A 17379-nucleotide genomic window follows, 5' to 3' on the forward strand; every position below is an offset into this window, starting at 1 on the left:
ATAACAAAAACCCCGCGTAAACAAGTGAAGGCATCGAATGCCGTGCTTGCTGCTGCGGGGTTTTCTTTTGTATAGAGCAAAGATTTCTAACCATAAGAGACGATTGTACCTGTAGGACCGCCAGAAGGCAAACTCGCTAATCGAATAATGTCTGGTGTAACGATGCTAGGCTCTTTGCCCGTTGCATGCATTTCCGTACGAAGGGTTCCTGGGTTGTATAGATTTACGAGTATGCCATGCTCATGCTCTTCGTCGGCAACCGTACGAGTTAAAGATTCCAATCCCGCCTTGGCGGCGCTGTATGCGGCGTAACCGCCTGCACCATTCCAAGATAAACCGGAGGTTATATTAATAATACGGCCATATTTGGCTTTACGCATCGTCGGTAAAACCGCTTTGGTTAACAGAAAGGGTCCGGTTAGGTTTATGGATATTTGATTATGCCATTCTTCCGTTGTTAATTCATGTACTGTACCCGGCTCTAGGACGGCAGCATTATTCAAAATGATATCGACACGGCCAAAATGTGCGATGACAGCTTCAACAGCTTCTTGTACTTGCTGCTCATCCGAAACATCGGTTTGTAAAACTAGCGTGTCCTTGCCTGTCTGCTCTTTTATAGTGTTTGCCGTTTCCTCCAGCTTTGCTGTACGTCTGCCTAGAAGGACTACATTAGCACCCTCTCTTGCAAAAGAAAGAGAAGTTGCACGTCCTAGTCCAGTTCCGGCTCCACTAATAATAGCTACTCGATTGTCTAATGATCCCATTGCGATTCCTCCGTTCTATTTGTAATGTGATAAGTTTATCAAAGGCAAGGCAAGAGTGGAAGAGGACAGCCATTAGACTTTCTTACTCTTCTTTCAAAAAAATTGATATTAGTATCAAAGCCTTCTCTATATTTTATGGCAGAGAAAAAGGATTATTCAATTGACAGATGAAGCCAATACATAAAAAAAAGGAAACCCGCAGCCCAGAGGCGCGAGTTTCCTTATCCTTGTTCTAATAATTACTCGACAACAAGTGTAGTTTTCATTTTGGTATGACCGGCGCCGCAAGGAACGGAACAAATCATATCATACGTACCTGGCTCAGTTATTGTTACTGCTGTTGAACCGCCAGATTTAATTTTATAATCTGTTTTGCTTATTGTAATGCCATGCATGCCTTCAACGGATTCCAGCTTGAGGTTAACCGTTTCGCCAGCTTTAATTTTGTATTCGTCTTTATCAAATTTCCAGTTGGATGCAGTAATGACAACATCAGATGATGCTGTACCCTCATCGGTTGTCGTTGTAGCAGGTTTTGTATTGTCATCCTTGTTCGTTGAATTGTTTGCTCCACATGCCGCAAGCACAACAACAAGACACATAGCAGAAGCAAATAGTAACCATTTTTTCATTGTAAAAGCTCCCCTCTCTATTGTTCAAATTGGATAATTATATGAACTAGTTACAGTATAACGCAATCTCGATTAAATACAGGACAACAAGATGACAAACTTATGAATAAGCTGTGACGAATTCGTAAACAGATCCAGAAAGCTTGACATGAAATCAGCCCTTGGCGACCTTATTAGGGTCGTTCAAGGGCTGATGATACAGACGCGAAAGGCTTAGTTAGTCCTGACTCCGACGACCTGCCTCGTAGGGCGTGCTGACCGGAATGAACAGGTCAATAATCCCAATGACAAGAGCTGCTAATATAGCGCCAAGCCAAGTAACAGTAACGCCGCTTACGATAAACTGTGCTATCCAAATAACAGCTGCGCTGGCGATAAAGCCAACGATGCCGCGACCAAAAGGTGTTACTTTTTTACCGAATATCCCTTCAATTACCCATCCTAACACCGCGATTACGACCGCGAGAAACAAAGCGCTCCAGAAACCTCCGACACTAAATTGAGGGACCAGAAACCCGACGACCATTAAGACGAGCGCGGCAACAATAAAGCGGACGATATGGCCTATAAATGACATATTGAAAACCCTCCTTTGCATGAACTTTCGTTTTGAATTGCAAAAGTGACTTCGTAATGCGGTTCGATCGTATATATTGTGACCAAAAGAGTAGAATTTATGTATGAAAGAGCCTTTGAATTCGTGCATCGCGGCTGCGGTTCGGCTATAATAAGGGAGCGAGAGGAGTGTTAATTGTTGGACACTAAAATATTGACGACACTTGAATTTCCAAAGATCATACATAGATTGTCACAGCATGCTGCCACATCACTTGGTATGTCGGTTGCTGAAGAGCTAATGCCTGTTTCTGATTTGGAGATGGTGAAGAGGGCGCTTCAGATTACAGATGAAGCCTATATGGCTGACCGTCTGAAGGGAAGTGCGCCGTTCGGCGGCATAGTGGATATTAAAGCACCGCTGCACAGGGCGCGAATTGGCGGCACACTTAATCCAGCAGAACTGCTCGATATTGCATCTACTGCCCGTGGCGGTCGCCGAGTGAAGAAGCATATCAGCAATCTGCATCAAGACAATCCAATTCCAATGCTTCAGGATATTGCGGATCAAATAAGCGAGCATAAGCCGCTTGAGGATGCTATTTTTGATTGTATTGATGAGGCAGCTGAAGTAATGGATAGCGCGAGTACTGAATTAGCATCGATTCGACGAGAGCTTCGGAACGGGGAATCCCGAATTCGTGAAAAGCTGGAACAGATGATTCGTTCCTCCTCTGTCCAAAAAATGCTTCAGGATGCGATTATAACGCTTCGCAATGACAGATATGTTATTCCAGTCAAGCAGGAGTACCGCTCACATTTCGGCGGGATCGTTCATGATCAATCAGGCTCAGGAGCAACCCTCTTCATCGAGCCCGAGACAATCGTTGCAATGAATAATAAGCTTCGTGAGCTTAAAGCTGGGGAATTACGTGAGATTGAGAAAATATTGCAGAAGCTTACTGCCTTAACCTCTGATCACGTTGAGGATTTGGTTTTTAATTTAGGGCAGCTTGGTCAAATTGACTTTGCCTATGCCAAAGCTCGGCTTGCTCATCTCATGAAGGCGACACTGCCTCGAATGAATGACAGAGGGTTTCTTAAGCTTAAACGAGGAAGACATCCTCTAATTGCGCCTGAGCATGTGGTTCCGATTGATGTGGAGCTTGGCAATAACTACACGGCCATTATTGTGACAGGTCCCAATACAGGAGGGAAAACTGTTTCCCTAAAGACCATTGGACTTCTTAGTTTGATGGCCATGTCAGGCTTGTTCGTTCCTGCGGAAGACGGCAGCCAGCTCTGTGTATTTGATGCCATATATGCTGATATCGGCGATGAGCAGAGCATTGAGCAAAGCCTTAGTACGTTCTCTAGTCATTTGAAAAATATCGTTCGGATACTGAATGCCATGACCTCCAAAAGCTTGGTTCTGCTTGATGAGCTTGGTGCAGGAACAGATCCTGCTGAAGGCTCTGCTCTCGCCATTGCGATATTGGAGCATGTGCATGCCATGGAAAGCCGGATTGTGGCAACAACCCATTACAGTGAATTGAAAGCCTATGCTTACAATCGCAAAGGTGTCATAAATGCAAGTATGGAATTTGATGTTGCAACTCTAAGCCCTACTTATCGTCTGCTTGTGGGCGTGCCCGGCAGAAGTAATGCCTTTGCTATTGCCGAACGCTTGGGACTATCGCGCTCCATTATCGATCTGGCAAGAGGCGAAGTAAGCGAAGAGGATCAACGTGTGGAGAATATGATTGCTTCCTTGGAGGAGAATCGACTAGGTGCAGAGAGTGAGCGGCAAACCGCAGAATCGCTGCGCCGTGAGATGGAGGCGCTTAAAGCTCGACATGAGACGGAGCGCGAACGATTCCAAGAGCAGAAGGAAAAGATGCTGCTTAAAGCCCAAGATGAAGCCCGCGAGACGATTGCTAAGGCGAAAAGGGAAGCTGAGCAGATTATTACAGATCTGCGCAAGCTGGCGATGGAGGAAGGGGCTTCTGTTAAAGAGCATAAGCTTATCGAGGCAAGACGCAAGCTGGATGAGGCTGCTCCAGAGCAGCGCAAAGCTAAACGCGGAGCCTCTAAAGGCGCTGCTAAACCAGCAAAAATTGAAGCAGGCGATGAGGTAACCGTATATAGCTTGAATCAAAAAGGAATTGTCGTCGAGCTGCATGGCTCTGATGCAACCGTACAGCTTGGTATAATGAAAATGAAGGTAGCGCTGGATGATCTTGAGCTCGTTAAATCCTCATCCACAGCGAAAGCACAACCGTTAAAGCAAGCAGCAAGCTTGAAGCGCTCTCGCGAAGAAAATATAAAGATGGAGCTTGATCTGCGCGGAGAAAACCTGGAAGAGGCTATTCTTGAGGTAGATCGATTTCTGGATGAAGCCTTTTTATCAGGCCTTGCTCAGGTTTCCATTATCCATGGCAAAGGAACGGGTGTGCTTCGAACAGGTATTCAACAATATTTGCGTAAGCATAGCCATGTGAAGAGCTTCCGGATTGGTAATTACGGTGAAGGCGGAATTGGTGTTACCGTTGCTGAGCTGAAGTAGAGGTTAGCCCTTTGGTACAACGATCATGCCTAAATGTCTGGTGAAGGAGGGAACTTCGTATGGAAAATGAAGTCGATAAGCTTCTTAGCAATCCGTATGCCGCATCTCTTGTTTATGTATCGGTAACGGTTCTTTCGCTCATCGTATTTTTATCCATCTTCGAGCTGGTAACGAGATATAAATGCTGGACAGAAATTAGAAAAGGAAATGTAGCAGTAGCGATGGCAACAGGAGGGAAAATATTCGGAATATGCAATATTTTCCGATTCTCCATTGAAGCTAATGACTCCGTCTATCAGAGCTTGATTTGGGGTGCTTTTGGGTATGTCATCCTATTGGCTGCTTATTTTTTATTTGAGTTTTTGACCCCTGTATTTCGCATAGATGATGAAATATCTCGCGATAACCGTGCCGTTGGACTTATTGCGATGATTATATCGGTATCGCTGTCATATGTTATCGGTGCAACCGTCATTTTATAAGTGGAGGAAGCGTTATGAATTATTTGTGGAAAATTTTAGCCGTTGTAGCTGTTTTATTTTTTGTATTTGGTATCGTATATATTATGAATCACTAGAGGGGAAGAGAAATAATGGAAGAGCAAGTTATATGTCCTTGGTGTTTAACAGAAATTGTATGGGATGAGGAAATTGGACCAGAACAGCATTGTCCCCACTGCAGCAATGAACTCAGTGCATACCGCACAATTGAGCTTGGCTATGATGAGGATGAAGTAGAAGAAGATGAGTATGAACAGGCTGTTCAAGCTGCCAGAGCTTCAGACGCAAGAAAAGATGCTCGGCAGGGCCAAGCATCAAACGAACCTGATGAAGAGGACGTTGAGGAAGAAGCTTACGACGATGATGACTCCGATCACAAAAGCTGGTTGAAAAAGGGTGAGGGCTACCGGAGTGCGGATAGCGCTAGATTTGCAGTTGAGGAAACGGTTCAACGCATTCTAGACGACCAATTCGAGGTGCCGGAATGCCCTTCATGCCGATCATACATGCTGGAAGCAGGAACACAGGTAATAAGTGAACCACAATTCCAACCAAAAATTTCACCATCTCTCGGCGCACCAGTTTTGTCGACTCCTTTCAAAATCAATCTCTACGTCTGTCCGTCATGCTATCAAACCTCCACTATGCTTAGTCACGAGGATCGAAATGGCTTGCTGGAGCGCTTAACGCCAAACGAATAGGACGGAACTGGCAATATTGGACGGGCATGGCTTTCTGCAAAACAGGGAACCTTACAAAACGTAATTCTAACGGCTTAGGGAGGACATGCTTATAGTTGATCTGACTAGAGCATGGCCTTCTGCTAGCGCGAGGAGGAATCGTTTTGTGAAAACGTTGGGCGGACAGGGCGTGCTGCTGCTTATTGTTCAAGCACTTTACGGTGTAGCGAATGCATTATCCGGTACCTTTGTGCCTGTGTATCTTTGGAAAGCCAGTCAGTCCTATATGCTGATCGGTTGGTTTACATTGGGTCAGTATGTATTGAGCGGTTTAACGTTCTGGATTGCTGGGAAATGGGTAAAAGAACATAATAAGATGTACAGCTTGCGTATCGGCATTGTTTTGTCGGGCGTGTTCTATTTCACGGTGCTGCTCCTGGGTCAGCAGGCGAAAACCTATAGCGTGCCGCTTGGAATGCTGTATGGAATTGCGCTTGGATTTTTTTGGATCGCATTCAATGTTATTTATTTCGAAGTGACTGAACCAGATAATCGTGATCGCTACAACGGATGGGCCGGTCTTCTGGCATCTGCGGCTGGTATCGTTGCTCCTTGGGTATCGGGGTTGCTCATAACGACGATGCAAGGGGAGAAGGGCTATCGTCTTATCTTTACTATATCGCTTGTAATCTATCTCGTTAGTGTTATCTTGAGCTTTTGGCTGAAGAAAAGGGATGGACAAGGTACTTATAATTGGAAGCATGGGATTCAACAGCTTATGCAAAAAGGAAATCCTTGGCGTCGCATGTTTCCAGCAATTGCTGCACAGGGCGTACGTGAAGGTGTCTTTATGTTTTTAGTCGGATTAACAGTGTATGTAGCAACACAAAACGAAAGCAAGCTTGGAACCTTTTCACTTGTTACATCGTTAACCGCACTGATCAGTTTTTGGATAGTCGGTAAAATGCTAAAGAAAAAAAATCGCAAACTCTCCATGCTGATTGGTACTGTCATGATAGGAGTTGTTATTTTACCTCTATTCTGGGAAGTATCTTTCACGACATTATTATTGTTTGGGATCGGAACCTCTCTATTTATGCCGTTGTATATTATTCCAATGACTTCCAGCGTATTTGATCTTATCGGTAAATCTGAGGAGAGCGCTAGGGAGCGGGAGGAATTTATCGTGCTTCGAGAAGCAGGGCTTGTAGTCGGAAGGATCATTGGCTTATCCTCTTATTTAATTTTATTGCCAATGAATCATTCAACGGCAGCCATTACATGGCTGTTGTTTGCAGTTGGTATCGTGCCGATTGCAGGCTGGTGGTTTATGAAGCCATTTTTAGAGCAGCAACAGAGCAAGAGGATTTAACCATCATAGGGAAGCAGGGAAGCGCATGTCTAAAATCGTATCCGATGTTACACAATTAATTGGAAATACCCCCGTTGTAAGATTAAACCGACTTGTAGATGAGAACAGCGCAGAGGTTTGCGTTAAACTAGAGTACTTTAATCCAAGCGGCAGCGTAAAGGATCGTGCTGCTTTCTCCCTTATTTCAGATGCAGAGAAACGCGGACTTATTAAGCCTGGAGACACTATTATTGAGCCGACGAGCGGCAATACTGGTATTGGACTTGCTATGAATGCGGCAGCTAAAGGTTATAAAATGATTTTGGTTATGCCAGATAACATGACGCCTGAGCGTATCAAGCTTCTTCAGGCTTATGGTGCAGAGGTCGTGCTGACTCCGGCAGCTGAACGTATGCCTGGAGCCATCCGCAGAGCAGAAGAACTGCGAGCTGAGCGTCCAGGAAGCTATATTCCTAACCAATTTGAGAATCACGCAAATCCTGACATTCATCGTACAACGACTGCTATTGAAATTATGGATCAAACGGAAGGCAAGCTTGATGCATTCGTAGCAACTGCTGGAACTGGCGGAACGATAACCGGAACAGGTGAAAAGCTGAAAGAACTTATTCCGAATCTTTATGTGGCAGTTGTAGAACCGCAAGGGTCGCCCGTATTGTCAGGAGGTGAGCCGGGACCGCATAAGCTGGTTGGTACGAGCCCTGGCTTTGTACCTTCTATCCTTAACACTTCGATTTATAATGAAATTATTCAGGTATCGGATGACGATGCTATTCATACAATGAGAGCTTTGGCAACACAGGAAGGTTTGCTGCTGGGACCGTCTTCTGGTGCCTCAGTATGGGCAGCCATGCAAATAGCTAAGCGCTTAGGACCTGGCAAGCGAGTTCTATGCATTGCTCCGGATACAGGTGAACGTTATATGAGCATGAATATTTTTTAAATCTAACAAAGATGTATTTGATCTAGTAAATCATTACGGGAGTGGTCTATTCCCACTCCCGCAATGATTGCTGCAATATTTCTTTTCTTTCTTCGATGTAATGACGAATGAAGGATGGCTCGGAGAGGAAGGTATCATAGCTTGCTTTGCGAGTATAATCATTGCGAATAGCAGGCGAAAGCTGCTCATGCATCCTATGGATAACAGGCTCAAGCTTCTCGTAAGTAAAAGAGGTTTTCAGCAGCTTCCTCATGATCATCCGATATTTACGACGGCAAGAGGGGAATGTAAAAAGCTTTTCTGTTAGCTTATTATACCCTTGTAATCGAACGAGATCGCTGCCGCAAGACTTTCCATAGCAATTTCTCCCCCATGTACCTTCGTAATCCCACGGAATAATGCGATACTTCCCGCTTGTACGATGCTCATATAGCGCATAGTTCTGATCAAATCCATCATAATTTCCTGTTAATACGGCTCCGGCCAACCACAATAAATATTGAGACACATCCAGCTTGCGTGTGGCATGCAAGCTAAGATTACGACCGGACATCCGATTGAGATTGCGCACGAAAGATACAAGTCTGCTTTTTGTCCCCGTTTTACCAAGCTTTATTTCGTATCCGTCAAATAAGGAAGGCTTCTTATCCTTGGATATCGGATCCGTTAAGCTGAAATCCGCACTATCATTGACTGCGTAGACAAGCGAGCGATAAGAAATGCCTCTCTTTGCAAAAAACAGTTCATCAACTGCTTCTATTTCCAAATAAACACCTTGCGGTTCCCCATTAAGAATAAGCCAAAAGTGAGTGGTCTCCGGTGAAGGAACACCAATTTGATTGAAGTAATAAAAGGAGAGCGCGTTCCGCATCATCGAAGGATCATCATATTCCGCGTTCCAATGAAGCGTCCTTCCATTATCCATTCGGACTTCGTACGATTTTTTTGAATAATTTCGAGTATGACCACCACGTAGCCCAAATTGCGCACCATAGGTTTGACCGTCCCGTTGAAGCTGAGCTGGTTTGAACACATGGTTCCAGGCATGCTCCTTTATATCTTGAAGATCATCAGCATTCATTTGAATGGAACGAACAGGCAAAGATTCCATAGCCATCTAACCATCTCCCGAGGCAAAAGATAAAGCCTACCGTTAGACGATAGGCTCATGATCTTATTCACCGTATTCAGGTTTAGCCTAGATGGTCACAATTTTGTGAATTTAATATTGATTTCCCATATGAATCCCGTCATTCCATCGCCAGATTCGGAACCGTTAGATATATGGCTGCTTTGTTCAATCTTTATCCGGTTCCCATTAGAAGAGCGATTGCCGCTCGTACGGTCCATGTCAATTTGATTGCTTGAGCGATTGCCTGTCGTGCGGTCATCGCTAATTTGATTATTCGAGCGAGTGCCGACAGTTCGATCGCTTTCAGAATGATTATAAGAAACATCCTCTATCGCACATTCATCATCGGAGATATTGCCAATAAAGTAAGCTCTCGCATGGTTTGCTCTTGCTTCTTGATTTATTTTCCTCTTTCTGCTCCTTTGCAAAAAAATTCCTCCTTATATGACCATGCTATAGAATATGATTCCTACCTATATTTAGTAACAGATCAAAAGACACAATCTTTAATAAATGGTTAGTAATCTAGTAACTCTACATTAGGAGATACATATAAATATATTATAAATCTTCTCCCATGACAGATGAAGGTTAAGCGAGTAATGGAGGGATGCATGCCGATAGATTATCAGTTTGCAAGTGATAGGATCCAGACGCCAGTTGGGAAAATCCGTTTGAGTGTTTGAGTGTTTATTAGATTGAAGGTTGATAGTTTGAGAGTTTTTGGGATCGATAGCTCGACTCGGTATTTTGTAAGATTTTAAGATTTTAAGTTTTTAAGATTGGAAACTATTATTAATGAAATTATCGGAGGGATTTAATCATGAGTATTTTTTGGAATCAAAGTCAATTTGCAGGTCAATGTCAACGAAGCAACAATGTGAGCAATGAGAGCAACAGAAGTCATAGAAGCTGTAACAAAAGCCATAACTTCCTTGAGAGCTTGATTGGTAAAAATGTGAAGATCAACCGTGGAGGACCTGAATGTCTTGAAGGCAAATTACTCGCTGTCAAAAGTGATTATCTCGTATTATGCACAGATAAAGGCGTTGTCTACGTTGCGCTTTCTCACGTGAAAAGTATTAGTGAGGTTAATGGTAAAGATAATAAAAGTGGCAACAGATCCGGCAATCGTTGCAGAAATTTCATCAAAGCAAGAAACTTCGAAGGCGTAATTTGCGAATTAAGCCATAAATTTGTACAAATCAATACAAACGGACCTGAAAAGGTTGAAGGCTTCCTTTGTCAAGTAAATAGAAACTCTGTCTTATTGGTTCACGGCAGAGAAGTTTTGCAAATACAAACAGATCATATCAAAGCCATTCGTGAATTAAATAATAATAATCGTTCAAACGGCAATAAAAGTAACAACAACAAAAACAATAATAAATCACAAGGAAATCGATCTGGATCTAATCGAAGCAATAAAAGCCGTTAAATCCGGAAAAGCATCGATCCGCCATGCAATTAAAAAAGGATAAAAACTTATCGGGCGATGGTCTAGCATCATCGCTCGGCTACTATTAATCCGGATGAAAAGGAGGTTATTCGCATGAAAAACCGTCATCCGCTGCTGGATCAAAGGGTCGAATTGGAGGTTTCAGGTAAAGCGGCACCCATACGAGGGAAATTAATCGAGTTTGGTCAAGATATTTTAGTGCTGCATAATGGAACACAATTCCTGTATATACCGCTTATTCATATTCAGCAGCTGCGTGCTTCACAAAAAGATGAAGAAATATTTGAAGTGCCAGAAATGCCATTTGAGCCTTTCAATGAACCCATTTCATATCGAAAGATGTTAATGAACGCAAAAGGTATGTTCTCAGAGGTATATATTACAGGTAATCAGTCCATCCACGGTTATTTAACGACTGTCATGAATGATTTTTTTGTTTTCTATTCCCCTGTATACCATACGATTATTATTTCATTGCACCATATGAAATATCTAATACCTTACAATCCGAATGTAACTCCCTATACGCTAACACCCGAGCAATTTCCTCTTAAGCCCTCTCCGCTTACGCTCGCAAGAACATTTGATCAACAGCTGAGAAAATTGATTGGAGAATTCGTTGTCCTTGATTTAGGTGAAAATTCAAACAAAATTGGTGTTTTGAAAAGTGTCGATCAGAGCATACTTGAGCTCTCATCAGCAGGCGGCAACTCCGTCTTCTTACACTTTGATCATGTAAAGACGGTTCATATTCCGTAGACAAAGAGACTGTTTCTTAGCCTGTTATTGGGCATAGTGACAGTCTCTTTGTCTTTTTTTACTTGATATCTCGGCTAACAAAATTGAAAGTGCATGAGCACATAAATAAAGGAAAAAGGGTCATAATACTTGTGGTACGAAATTTGGATTAACCATTACTTAGGGCTTGTGGAGAGATTCCTTTGCCTAGCAAAAAAATTGGAGGAGAAAACACATGATGCAGCAAATGACTGGTAAAGAGCTGGAGTACATCGCAGACTCTATGTCAAACGAGGATTTACAAATTAAGCAATGTGCAATTGTTGCAATTGAAGGGACTACACCAGCCCTTCGCAATTTATGTGCGCAAATGGTACAAACGCATCAACAGCATTATGATTCACTGCTTCACGCTATTCAGCATCATCAACAAATAGCGCCAACTCAACCACAATAATGATAGCTGATTTACAGGTATAGTCTTACTTTTAAAAAATGAATGGAGGCACAACGAATGTATCAGCAACAACAGCAGCATAAGCCTATTTTGACTGAGGAAGATTTGGTGAGTACAGTGCTTTCTGATCTAAAACGGATCGTTCGCGAGTATACTACAGCGGCAACGGAATCGACTTGTCCAGATATTCGTCAAATGTTTACGAAATTGATGAACAGCACTTTGACGATGCAAGGTCAATTGTTCGAAGCAATGAAACAGCAAAACATGTATAATACCTCTTCACCCGCTTTGCGCCAAGACTTGGACAAGCAGGCAAAGTCCTATCAACAAACGCAGCAAAAGACGAAACAGTTTTTGCAGCAAAATCTTGGTGGACAGCAACAGAACAACTCGATGTATACGCCTAACGGACAACAGCCCTTCAACCAGCAACAAGGAAATCAATCTCATTACATGTAGAGACCCTTCGGGGTCTTTTTTTATTGTTGACACTTTGTTTGCAGGAATTTCGAATTCGTTGTAAAATATTCTTTATAATCGCACGCGTATTGGAAGGAGTTATACAATGACAGAATTACAGTTGAAAGTGTTAGATCTGCTGAAGGAAGATGCGCGACGAGATGCTGAATTGATTGCAACTATGCTTGACGTATCCGTAGATGAAGTGAAGCAAGCGATCACTGAGCTTGAGAACGACCACGTCATTGTGAAGTACGCAACTGTCGTGAACTGGAGCAAAATCGATGATCAGAAGGTAACAGCACTTATAGAGGTTCAAATCACACCAGAGCGCGGTCGCGGATTCGAAGGAATAGCGGAGCGTATTTATTTATATCCGGAAGTGAAATCTGTCTATTTGATGTCCGGTGCCTATGATCTGTGTGTAGAAGTTGAAGGTAAAAATTTGAAAGAGGTTGCCTCTTTTGTTTCTAATAAATTATCACCAATTGATGCGGTACTATCAACCAAAACATTTTTCATATTAAAAAAATACAAACAAGACGGCATTATCTTCGAAGAGCATGAAGGTGACCATCGCTTGATGGTTTCGCCGTGAAAAGGTGATGGCAATGATCAAAGATGAACAAAAACAACCCACCACACCTGTGCAGCAACAGTCAATGACTAACTACTTGTCCCCGCTAGCTCGTGGCATCAAACCGTCGGGTATCCGTCGGTTTTTTGATTTGGTAAGCACACGCAAGGATGTCATTACTCTTGGGGTAGGCGAACCGGATTTTGTTACGCCTTGGCATGTTAGGGAAGCGGCAGTATTCGCACTGGAATCGGGAAAAACACAATATACATCAAACGCAGGTATGCCTGAGCTGCGCGAGGCGATTGGTCAGTATTTGAACGATCAATTCTCGGTAGCTTATAATCCTGCAGATGAAATTCTTGTTACGGTAGGCGGAAGTGAAGCCATTGATCTTGCTCTTCGGGTGTTGATAACGCCTGGAGATGAGATTTTGATTCCTGAGCCATGTTATATATCATACTCACCAATTACGACGCTCACTGGCGGCAAGCCGGTAGGCATCGAGACATATGCTAAAGATGAATTTAAATTGAAGGCAGAATCGCTTCAAGCGGTTATCACGCCTCGTTCCAAAATACTTGTTTTATCTTACCCAAGCAATCCAACAGGTGCCATAATGACTTATGAGGATTGGCTGCCTATAACAAAGATTGTCGAAGAGAATGATCTGATCGTGATCTCAGATGAAATATATGCTGAGCTGACGTATGATTCCAAGCATGTAAGCTTCGCTGCAATGCCTGGTATGAAGGATCGTACCATTCTTGTCAGCGGCTTCTCCAAGGCTTTTGCAATGACAGGCTGGCGAATGGGCTATGCTTGCGGACATCCGGATATAATTGCAGCCATGCTTAAAATTCATCAGTTTACCGTTATGTGTGCACCGATAATGGGGCAATATGCTGCACTCGAAGCACTGAAGCATGGATTGGAAGAGAAGAACCGTATGGTTGAGTCTTATAATCAACGGCGTAGGCTTGTTGTCAAAGGATTTCGGGATATGGGTCTTCACTGTCATGATCCGCAGGGTGCATTTTATGCATTCCCTTCTATTGATTCAACGGGCTTGACGAGCGAACAATTTGCACAACGGCTTCTGGAAGAAGCTAATGTTGCGGCAGTACCTGGAGATGTATTCGGTCTAGGCGGGGAAGGGCATATCCGATGCTCTTACGCGACGTCCGTTACGAATCTGATTGAAGCGCTTGATCGCATAAGTAATTTTGTTTATAAAGTGAAGCAGCAGGGATAGAGACTGCAATCATTTTTTACCTCAACCAGCAGCAGGTCAGGAGCGTATCCGGCCTGCTGTTTGTATGATTAAAGAGATTGAGATGAAAGCGAGGCTAACGAAGATGAAATTATATACAAAAACTGGAGACGGTGGTCAAACATCCCTAATTGGCGGACGTGTGCGCAAGGATGATATACGTGTGGAAGCCTATGGCACGATCGATGAGCTTAATTGCTTTGTAGGTCAAGCTGCGGCTGAAGCGTCCAAGTATGAGGATCTAGCTGAAATGGCTGCTCTGCTGATAGATATACAACAAGAGCTTTTTGATTGCGGATCAGATCTTGCCTATGCACAGGAAGGAGCGCCTCTTAAAATAAATGGGGAACCCGCTGTTCGTTTAGAGGGTGTAATTGATCAATACATTTCAGAGGCACCTGAGATAACGAGATTCATCTTGCCAGGGGGCAGCGCTCTATCTGCTCAGCTTCATGTATGCAGAACGGTTTGCCGTCGGGCTGAGCGCCGTGTTGTTACGCTCGCCGCTGAACATGCAGCTAATCCCGAGGTTCAAGCCTACTTAAATCGATTGTCTGACTTTTTCTTTGCCGCTGCAAGAGTGGCAAATGCGAAATTAGGTGTACCGGATACGGAATATGTACGGAGTGCTAACGTATTTGGCAAACCCAAAAAATGATGGAAGAACTGGACCGTCGATATTATAAACCGTTAATCGCCGTTGTGAGCGAAGCGGAGCATGGCAAATCCGTGCGAACGGTGCTGGAGAGGCAGCTTGGCGTGTCACGCAAGCTGCTCTCTCAAGTGAAGCAAACAGAGCATGGGCTCACGGTAAATGAGATTAGAGCGTATACGACTGCTCCCGTAGTCCAAGGTGATGTCATTCGCGTAAGGATGGAGCGGGAGATATCTGAAGATATTTTACCTCAAGAAATCCCTATAAATATCGTGTTTGAAGACGAGAGTCTCCTTATCGTGAATAAGCCTGCCGGGATGATTGTTCATCCCACACATGGTCATTATACAGGAACGATGGCTAACGGAGTTGTTTATCATTGGCAGCAGCAAGGCGAACAGGTGAGGTTTAGACCTGTACATCGGCTGGATGAGGAAACCTCCGGTCTTGTCGCAATTGCAAAAACATCATACGTGCATCAGCAATTGTCCGAGCAAATGCAGGAAAATGGCATTTTAAAGCTTTATAGAGCCTATGTGTATGGCAGTCCAAATCCTGAAAAAGGAACCGTTGATGCACCGATCGATCGTAATCCAGATGAGCCACATGTACGAATTGTCACGCCGGAGGGCTATCCTTCCGTTACGCACTACGAGACAGTAAAGCAATTTGGTATCCATGAAGGTAAAGGTATTGCTTCTGCTATTCGATTGAAGCTGGAGACAGGACGAACGCATCAAATTCGCGTTCATATGCAGCATCTGGGCTGCCCCTTAATTGGTGATAAGATGTACGGTCCGAAGGTAGGGGTTGTCGAGCAATGGGAATTAGCAGTCGGTCGTCAAGCGTTACATGCGGAGATATTAGGCTTTACGCATCCACTGACGAAGCAATGGATGGAATGGCAGGCTGCTCTCCCACCTGAGCTTCTTCAACTGGAGCAAATCCTTTCGGAAAATATTAACGATAGTTAAAGTCGTTAGACACCTATATAATGGAGGCTCTTCAACAATGACTAAACAAAATGAGTTAACGATTATTCAATACCCTAAATGCGGTACTTGCAGAACGGCGTTGAAATCATTGCAAAGCAAGGGCAATGAGGTCAATTCCCGCCATATTGTCGAACAAACACCAACAGTGAATGAGCTAAAGGAGCTTGTCGCAAACAGCGGTTTAGAGCTGAAGAAGTTCTTCAATACTTCGGGTGACGTATATAGAGAGCTTGGCCTAAAGGACAAGCTTCCAGCTATGACTGAGGATGAGAAGTATGCTTTGCTTGCATCAAACGGTATGCTCATCAAGCGTCCAATCGTGACAGACGGCAAGACAGTAACCGTTGGCTATAAAGAAGAGCAATATGAACAAGTTTGGAACAACGGAAAAGGGTGATTGGACGAATGCCGCAAAAGAAATGGAGATCAAATAGGCTCTCTCTTCTAGGCTCCTCTATATTTGCTGAGGTTGCTGCATGGAAACGAGCAGCCGCTGAGAGCGGAATGGATATTATTGACCTCGGAATCGGCAGCCCAGATCAACCGCCTTCAGAGGCTGTGCGGCAAGCGCTGAGTGATGCTGCTCTTCGAAGTGATATGTATGCTTATCCCGCTGTAAAAAGCGGATTGCCCTTTCGTGAGCATGCAGCGGAATGGATGAAACATCGTTTTGGCGTTGATCTTGATCCTGTGAATGAAATCGTTACACTGCTAGGCTCTCAAGATGGACTGGCTCATTTGGCAATGGCGCTCTGTGATCCCGGAGATATGGCGATGCTGCCTAATCCAGGTTATCCTATTTATGAAGGATCTTTGGCTTTAGCAGGTGTTGAGAGCTTACTCATGCCATTGCGTGAGGAGAATGGCTATATGCCTGATCTTGAGGCTATACCAGATGAGGAATGGGACAGAGCGACTTTTATTCTGCTGAATTATCCTAACAATCCCATATCGGCCGTTGCAGATTTAGCGTTTTTTGAACGGTTATTGAAGAAAGCCCGCAAACATGGTGTATTAGTTGTTCATGACTTAGCCTATTCTGAAATGGGCTTCGACGGCTGCGAGCCGCCTAGTATTTTGCAAATACCAGGTGCGATTGAGGGAGCGGTTGAATTCCATTCCTTATCAAAAAGCTTCAATATGGCAGGCTGCAGGATCGGTTTTCTAGTTGGGAATCGAACAGCAGTAGGCGCTCTTCGCGAATTGAAGGCAAACATCGATTATGGTGTGTTTGATCCCATACAAGAAGCGGGTATGGTTGCGCTTAAGGAAGCGATGATGAATAGCGATGCTCCCAAGGCAGGAAAGCTCTATGAGCAAAGAAGAGATGCTTTTCTCGAGGCACTTCAAGGGGAGGGTTGGTCGATTGTCGCTCCGAAGGCAACGATGTTTGTCTGGGCGCAGCTTCCTCCTATGCAGTGGACAATGGATGAGCCTTGGAACTCAAGACGAATTTCCCAGGAAATGCTCCGGCAAACGGGGGTTGTTGTCGTACCAGGTGAGGCATTCGGCTCAGAGGGTGAAGGCTTTGTGAGAATTGCGTTGGTAGAGAGCGAAGAACGTTTGAAGGAAGCTGCGAAAAGGATTGGGAAATTCATTCGCGGACAATAATAGTA

20 protein-coding genes are annotated in these 17379 nt (G+C 44.0%); 15 read left to right on the forward strand and 5 right to left on the reverse strand.

The features are described 5' to 3' along the window. Positions 1–86: 86 nt before the first annotated feature. The 3 genes from AC0YOD_RS18220 to AC0YOD_RS18230 form a co-directional block, all read right to left on the reverse strand. Positions 87–767: an SDR family NAD(P)-dependent oxidoreductase gene (locus AC0YOD_RS18220; RefSeq protein WP_475800746.1), complete on the reverse strand. Its 681-nt coding sequence runs from the start codon at positions 765–767 to the stop codon at positions 87–89. Positions 768–1006: 239 nt separating this feature from the next. After that, complete coding sequence (locus AC0YOD_RS18225) at positions 1007–1399, reverse strand: cupredoxin domain-containing protein (RefSeq protein WP_475800747.1); 393 nt, start codon at positions 1397–1399, stop codon at positions 1007–1009. A 217-nt stretch (positions 1400–1616) separates the two neighbouring features. Continuing rightward, complete coding sequence (locus tag AC0YOD_RS18230; RefSeq protein ID WP_475800748.1) at positions 1617–1976, reverse strand: phage holin family protein; 360 nt, start codon at positions 1974–1976, stop codon at positions 1617–1619. Between the two features lie 177 nt (positions 1977–2153). On the opposite strand from AC0YOD_RS18230, the gene AC0YOD_RS18235 reads away from it, so the two are divergent. From AC0YOD_RS18235 to cysK, 5 genes are all read left to right on the forward strand, one after another. Continuing rightward, positions 2154–4520, forward strand: coding sequence for an endonuclease MutS2 (locus tag AC0YOD_RS18235; protein WP_475800749.1), 2367 nt, complete (start codon positions 2154–2156; stop codon positions 4518–4520). A 59-nt stretch (positions 4521–4579) separates the two neighbouring features. Further along, positions 4580–5002 (forward strand): DUF350 domain-containing protein, encoded by a 423-nt coding sequence (locus AC0YOD_RS18240; RefSeq protein ID WP_475800750.1) that lies wholly within the window; start codon positions 4580–4582, stop codon positions 5000–5002. A 110-nt stretch (positions 5003–5112) separates the two neighbouring features. Further along, positions 5113–5721 (forward strand): hypothetical protein, encoded by a 609-nt coding sequence (locus AC0YOD_RS18245; protein WP_475800751.1) that lies wholly within the window; start codon positions 5113–5115, stop codon positions 5719–5721. A gap of 145 nt (positions 5722–5866) precedes the next feature. Beyond that, positions 5867–7072 carry an MFS transporter gene (locus AC0YOD_RS18250; protein ID WP_475800752.1) on the forward strand — a complete coding sequence of 402 codons (1206 nt, stop codon included), beginning with the start codon at positions 5867–5869 and terminating at the stop codon, positions 7070–7072. Between the two features lie 25 nt (positions 7073–7097). Beyond that, positions 7098–8015, forward strand: a complete 918-nt coding sequence (gene cysK / locus AC0YOD_RS18255) for a cysteine synthase A (RefSeq protein WP_475800753.1) — start codon at positions 7098–7100, stop codon at positions 8013–8015. Between the two features lie 46 nt (positions 8016–8061). Here the strand turns inward: cysK and AC0YOD_RS18260 are convergent, their stop codons facing one another. Beyond that, positions 8062–9132, reverse strand: coding sequence for a CotH kinase family protein (locus AC0YOD_RS18260; RefSeq protein WP_475800754.1), 1071 nt, complete (start codon positions 9130–9132; stop codon positions 8062–8064). Between the two features lie 89 nt (positions 9133–9221). After that, the gene (locus tag AC0YOD_RS18265; RefSeq protein WP_475800755.1) at positions 9222–9575 is read right to left on the reverse strand and encodes a hypothetical protein; all 354 of its coding nucleotides are present in this window, start codon (positions 9573–9575) and stop codon (positions 9222–9224) included. 395 nt (positions 9576–9970) lie between these two features. On the opposite strand from AC0YOD_RS18265, the gene AC0YOD_RS18270 reads away from it, so the two are divergent. The 10 genes from AC0YOD_RS18270 to AC0YOD_RS18315 all read left to right on the forward strand — a co-directional run bounded on the left by AC0YOD_RS18270 (position 9971) and on the right by AC0YOD_RS18315 (position 17374). Then, positions 9971–10585 carry a hypothetical protein gene (locus AC0YOD_RS18270; RefSeq protein WP_475800756.1) on the forward strand — a complete coding sequence of 205 codons (615 nt, stop codon included), beginning with the start codon at positions 9971–9973 and terminating at the stop codon, positions 10583–10585. Between the two features lie 114 nt (positions 10586–10699). After that, positions 10700–11365 (forward strand): DUF2642 domain-containing protein, encoded by a 666-nt coding sequence (locus tag AC0YOD_RS18275; RefSeq protein WP_475800757.1) that lies wholly within the window; start codon positions 10700–10702, stop codon positions 11363–11365. A 214-nt stretch (positions 11366–11579) separates the two neighbouring features. Beyond that, positions 11580–11801: a hypothetical protein gene (locus AC0YOD_RS18280; RefSeq protein ID WP_475800758.1), complete on the forward strand. Its 222-nt coding sequence runs from the start codon at positions 11580–11582 to the stop codon at positions 11799–11801. Positions 11802–11858: 57 nt separating this feature from the next. Continuing rightward, positions 11859–12263 carry a spore coat protein gene (locus AC0YOD_RS18285; protein WP_475800759.1) on the forward strand — a complete coding sequence of 135 codons (405 nt, stop codon included), beginning with the start codon at positions 11859–11861 and terminating at the stop codon, positions 12261–12263. A gap of 106 nt (positions 12264–12369) precedes the next feature. Beyond that, a complete protein-coding gene (locus AC0YOD_RS18290; RefSeq protein ID WP_475800760.1) occupies positions 12370–12861 on the forward strand; it encodes an Lrp/AsnC family transcriptional regulator in 492 nt (163 codons plus the stop codon). Positions 12862–12874: 13 nt separating this feature from the next. Continuing rightward, positions 12875–14095: an aminotransferase class I/II-fold pyridoxal phosphate-dependent enzyme gene (locus AC0YOD_RS18295; protein ID WP_475800761.1), complete on the forward strand. Its 1221-nt coding sequence runs from the start codon at positions 12875–12877 to the stop codon at positions 14093–14095. A gap of 103 nt (positions 14096–14198) precedes the next feature. Next, positions 14199–14771 (forward strand): cob(I)yrinic acid a,c-diamide adenosyltransferase, encoded by a 573-nt coding sequence (locus tag AC0YOD_RS18300; RefSeq protein WP_475800762.1) that lies wholly within the window; start codon positions 14199–14201, stop codon positions 14769–14771. Then, a complete protein-coding gene (locus tag AC0YOD_RS18305) occupies positions 14771–15742 on the forward strand; it encodes an RluA family pseudouridine synthase (protein WP_475800763.1) in 972 nt (323 codons plus the stop codon). The genes AC0YOD_RS18300 and AC0YOD_RS18305 overlap by 1 nt, the downstream gene beginning before the upstream one ends. Before the next feature lie 37 nt (positions 15743–15779). Then, positions 15780–16160, forward strand: a complete 381-nt coding sequence (locus AC0YOD_RS18310) for an arsenate reductase family protein (RefSeq protein ID WP_475800764.1) — start codon at positions 15780–15782, stop codon at positions 16158–16160. A gap of 8 nt (positions 16161–16168) precedes the next feature. Next, positions 16169–17374, forward strand: coding sequence for an aminotransferase class I/II-fold pyridoxal phosphate-dependent enzyme (locus AC0YOD_RS18315; RefSeq protein WP_475800765.1), 1206 nt, complete (start codon positions 16169–16171; stop codon positions 17372–17374). Positions 17375–17379: the final 5 nt, after the last annotated feature.

The sequence above is a fragment of the Paenibacillus sp. J31P13 genome, assembly GCF_056269295.1.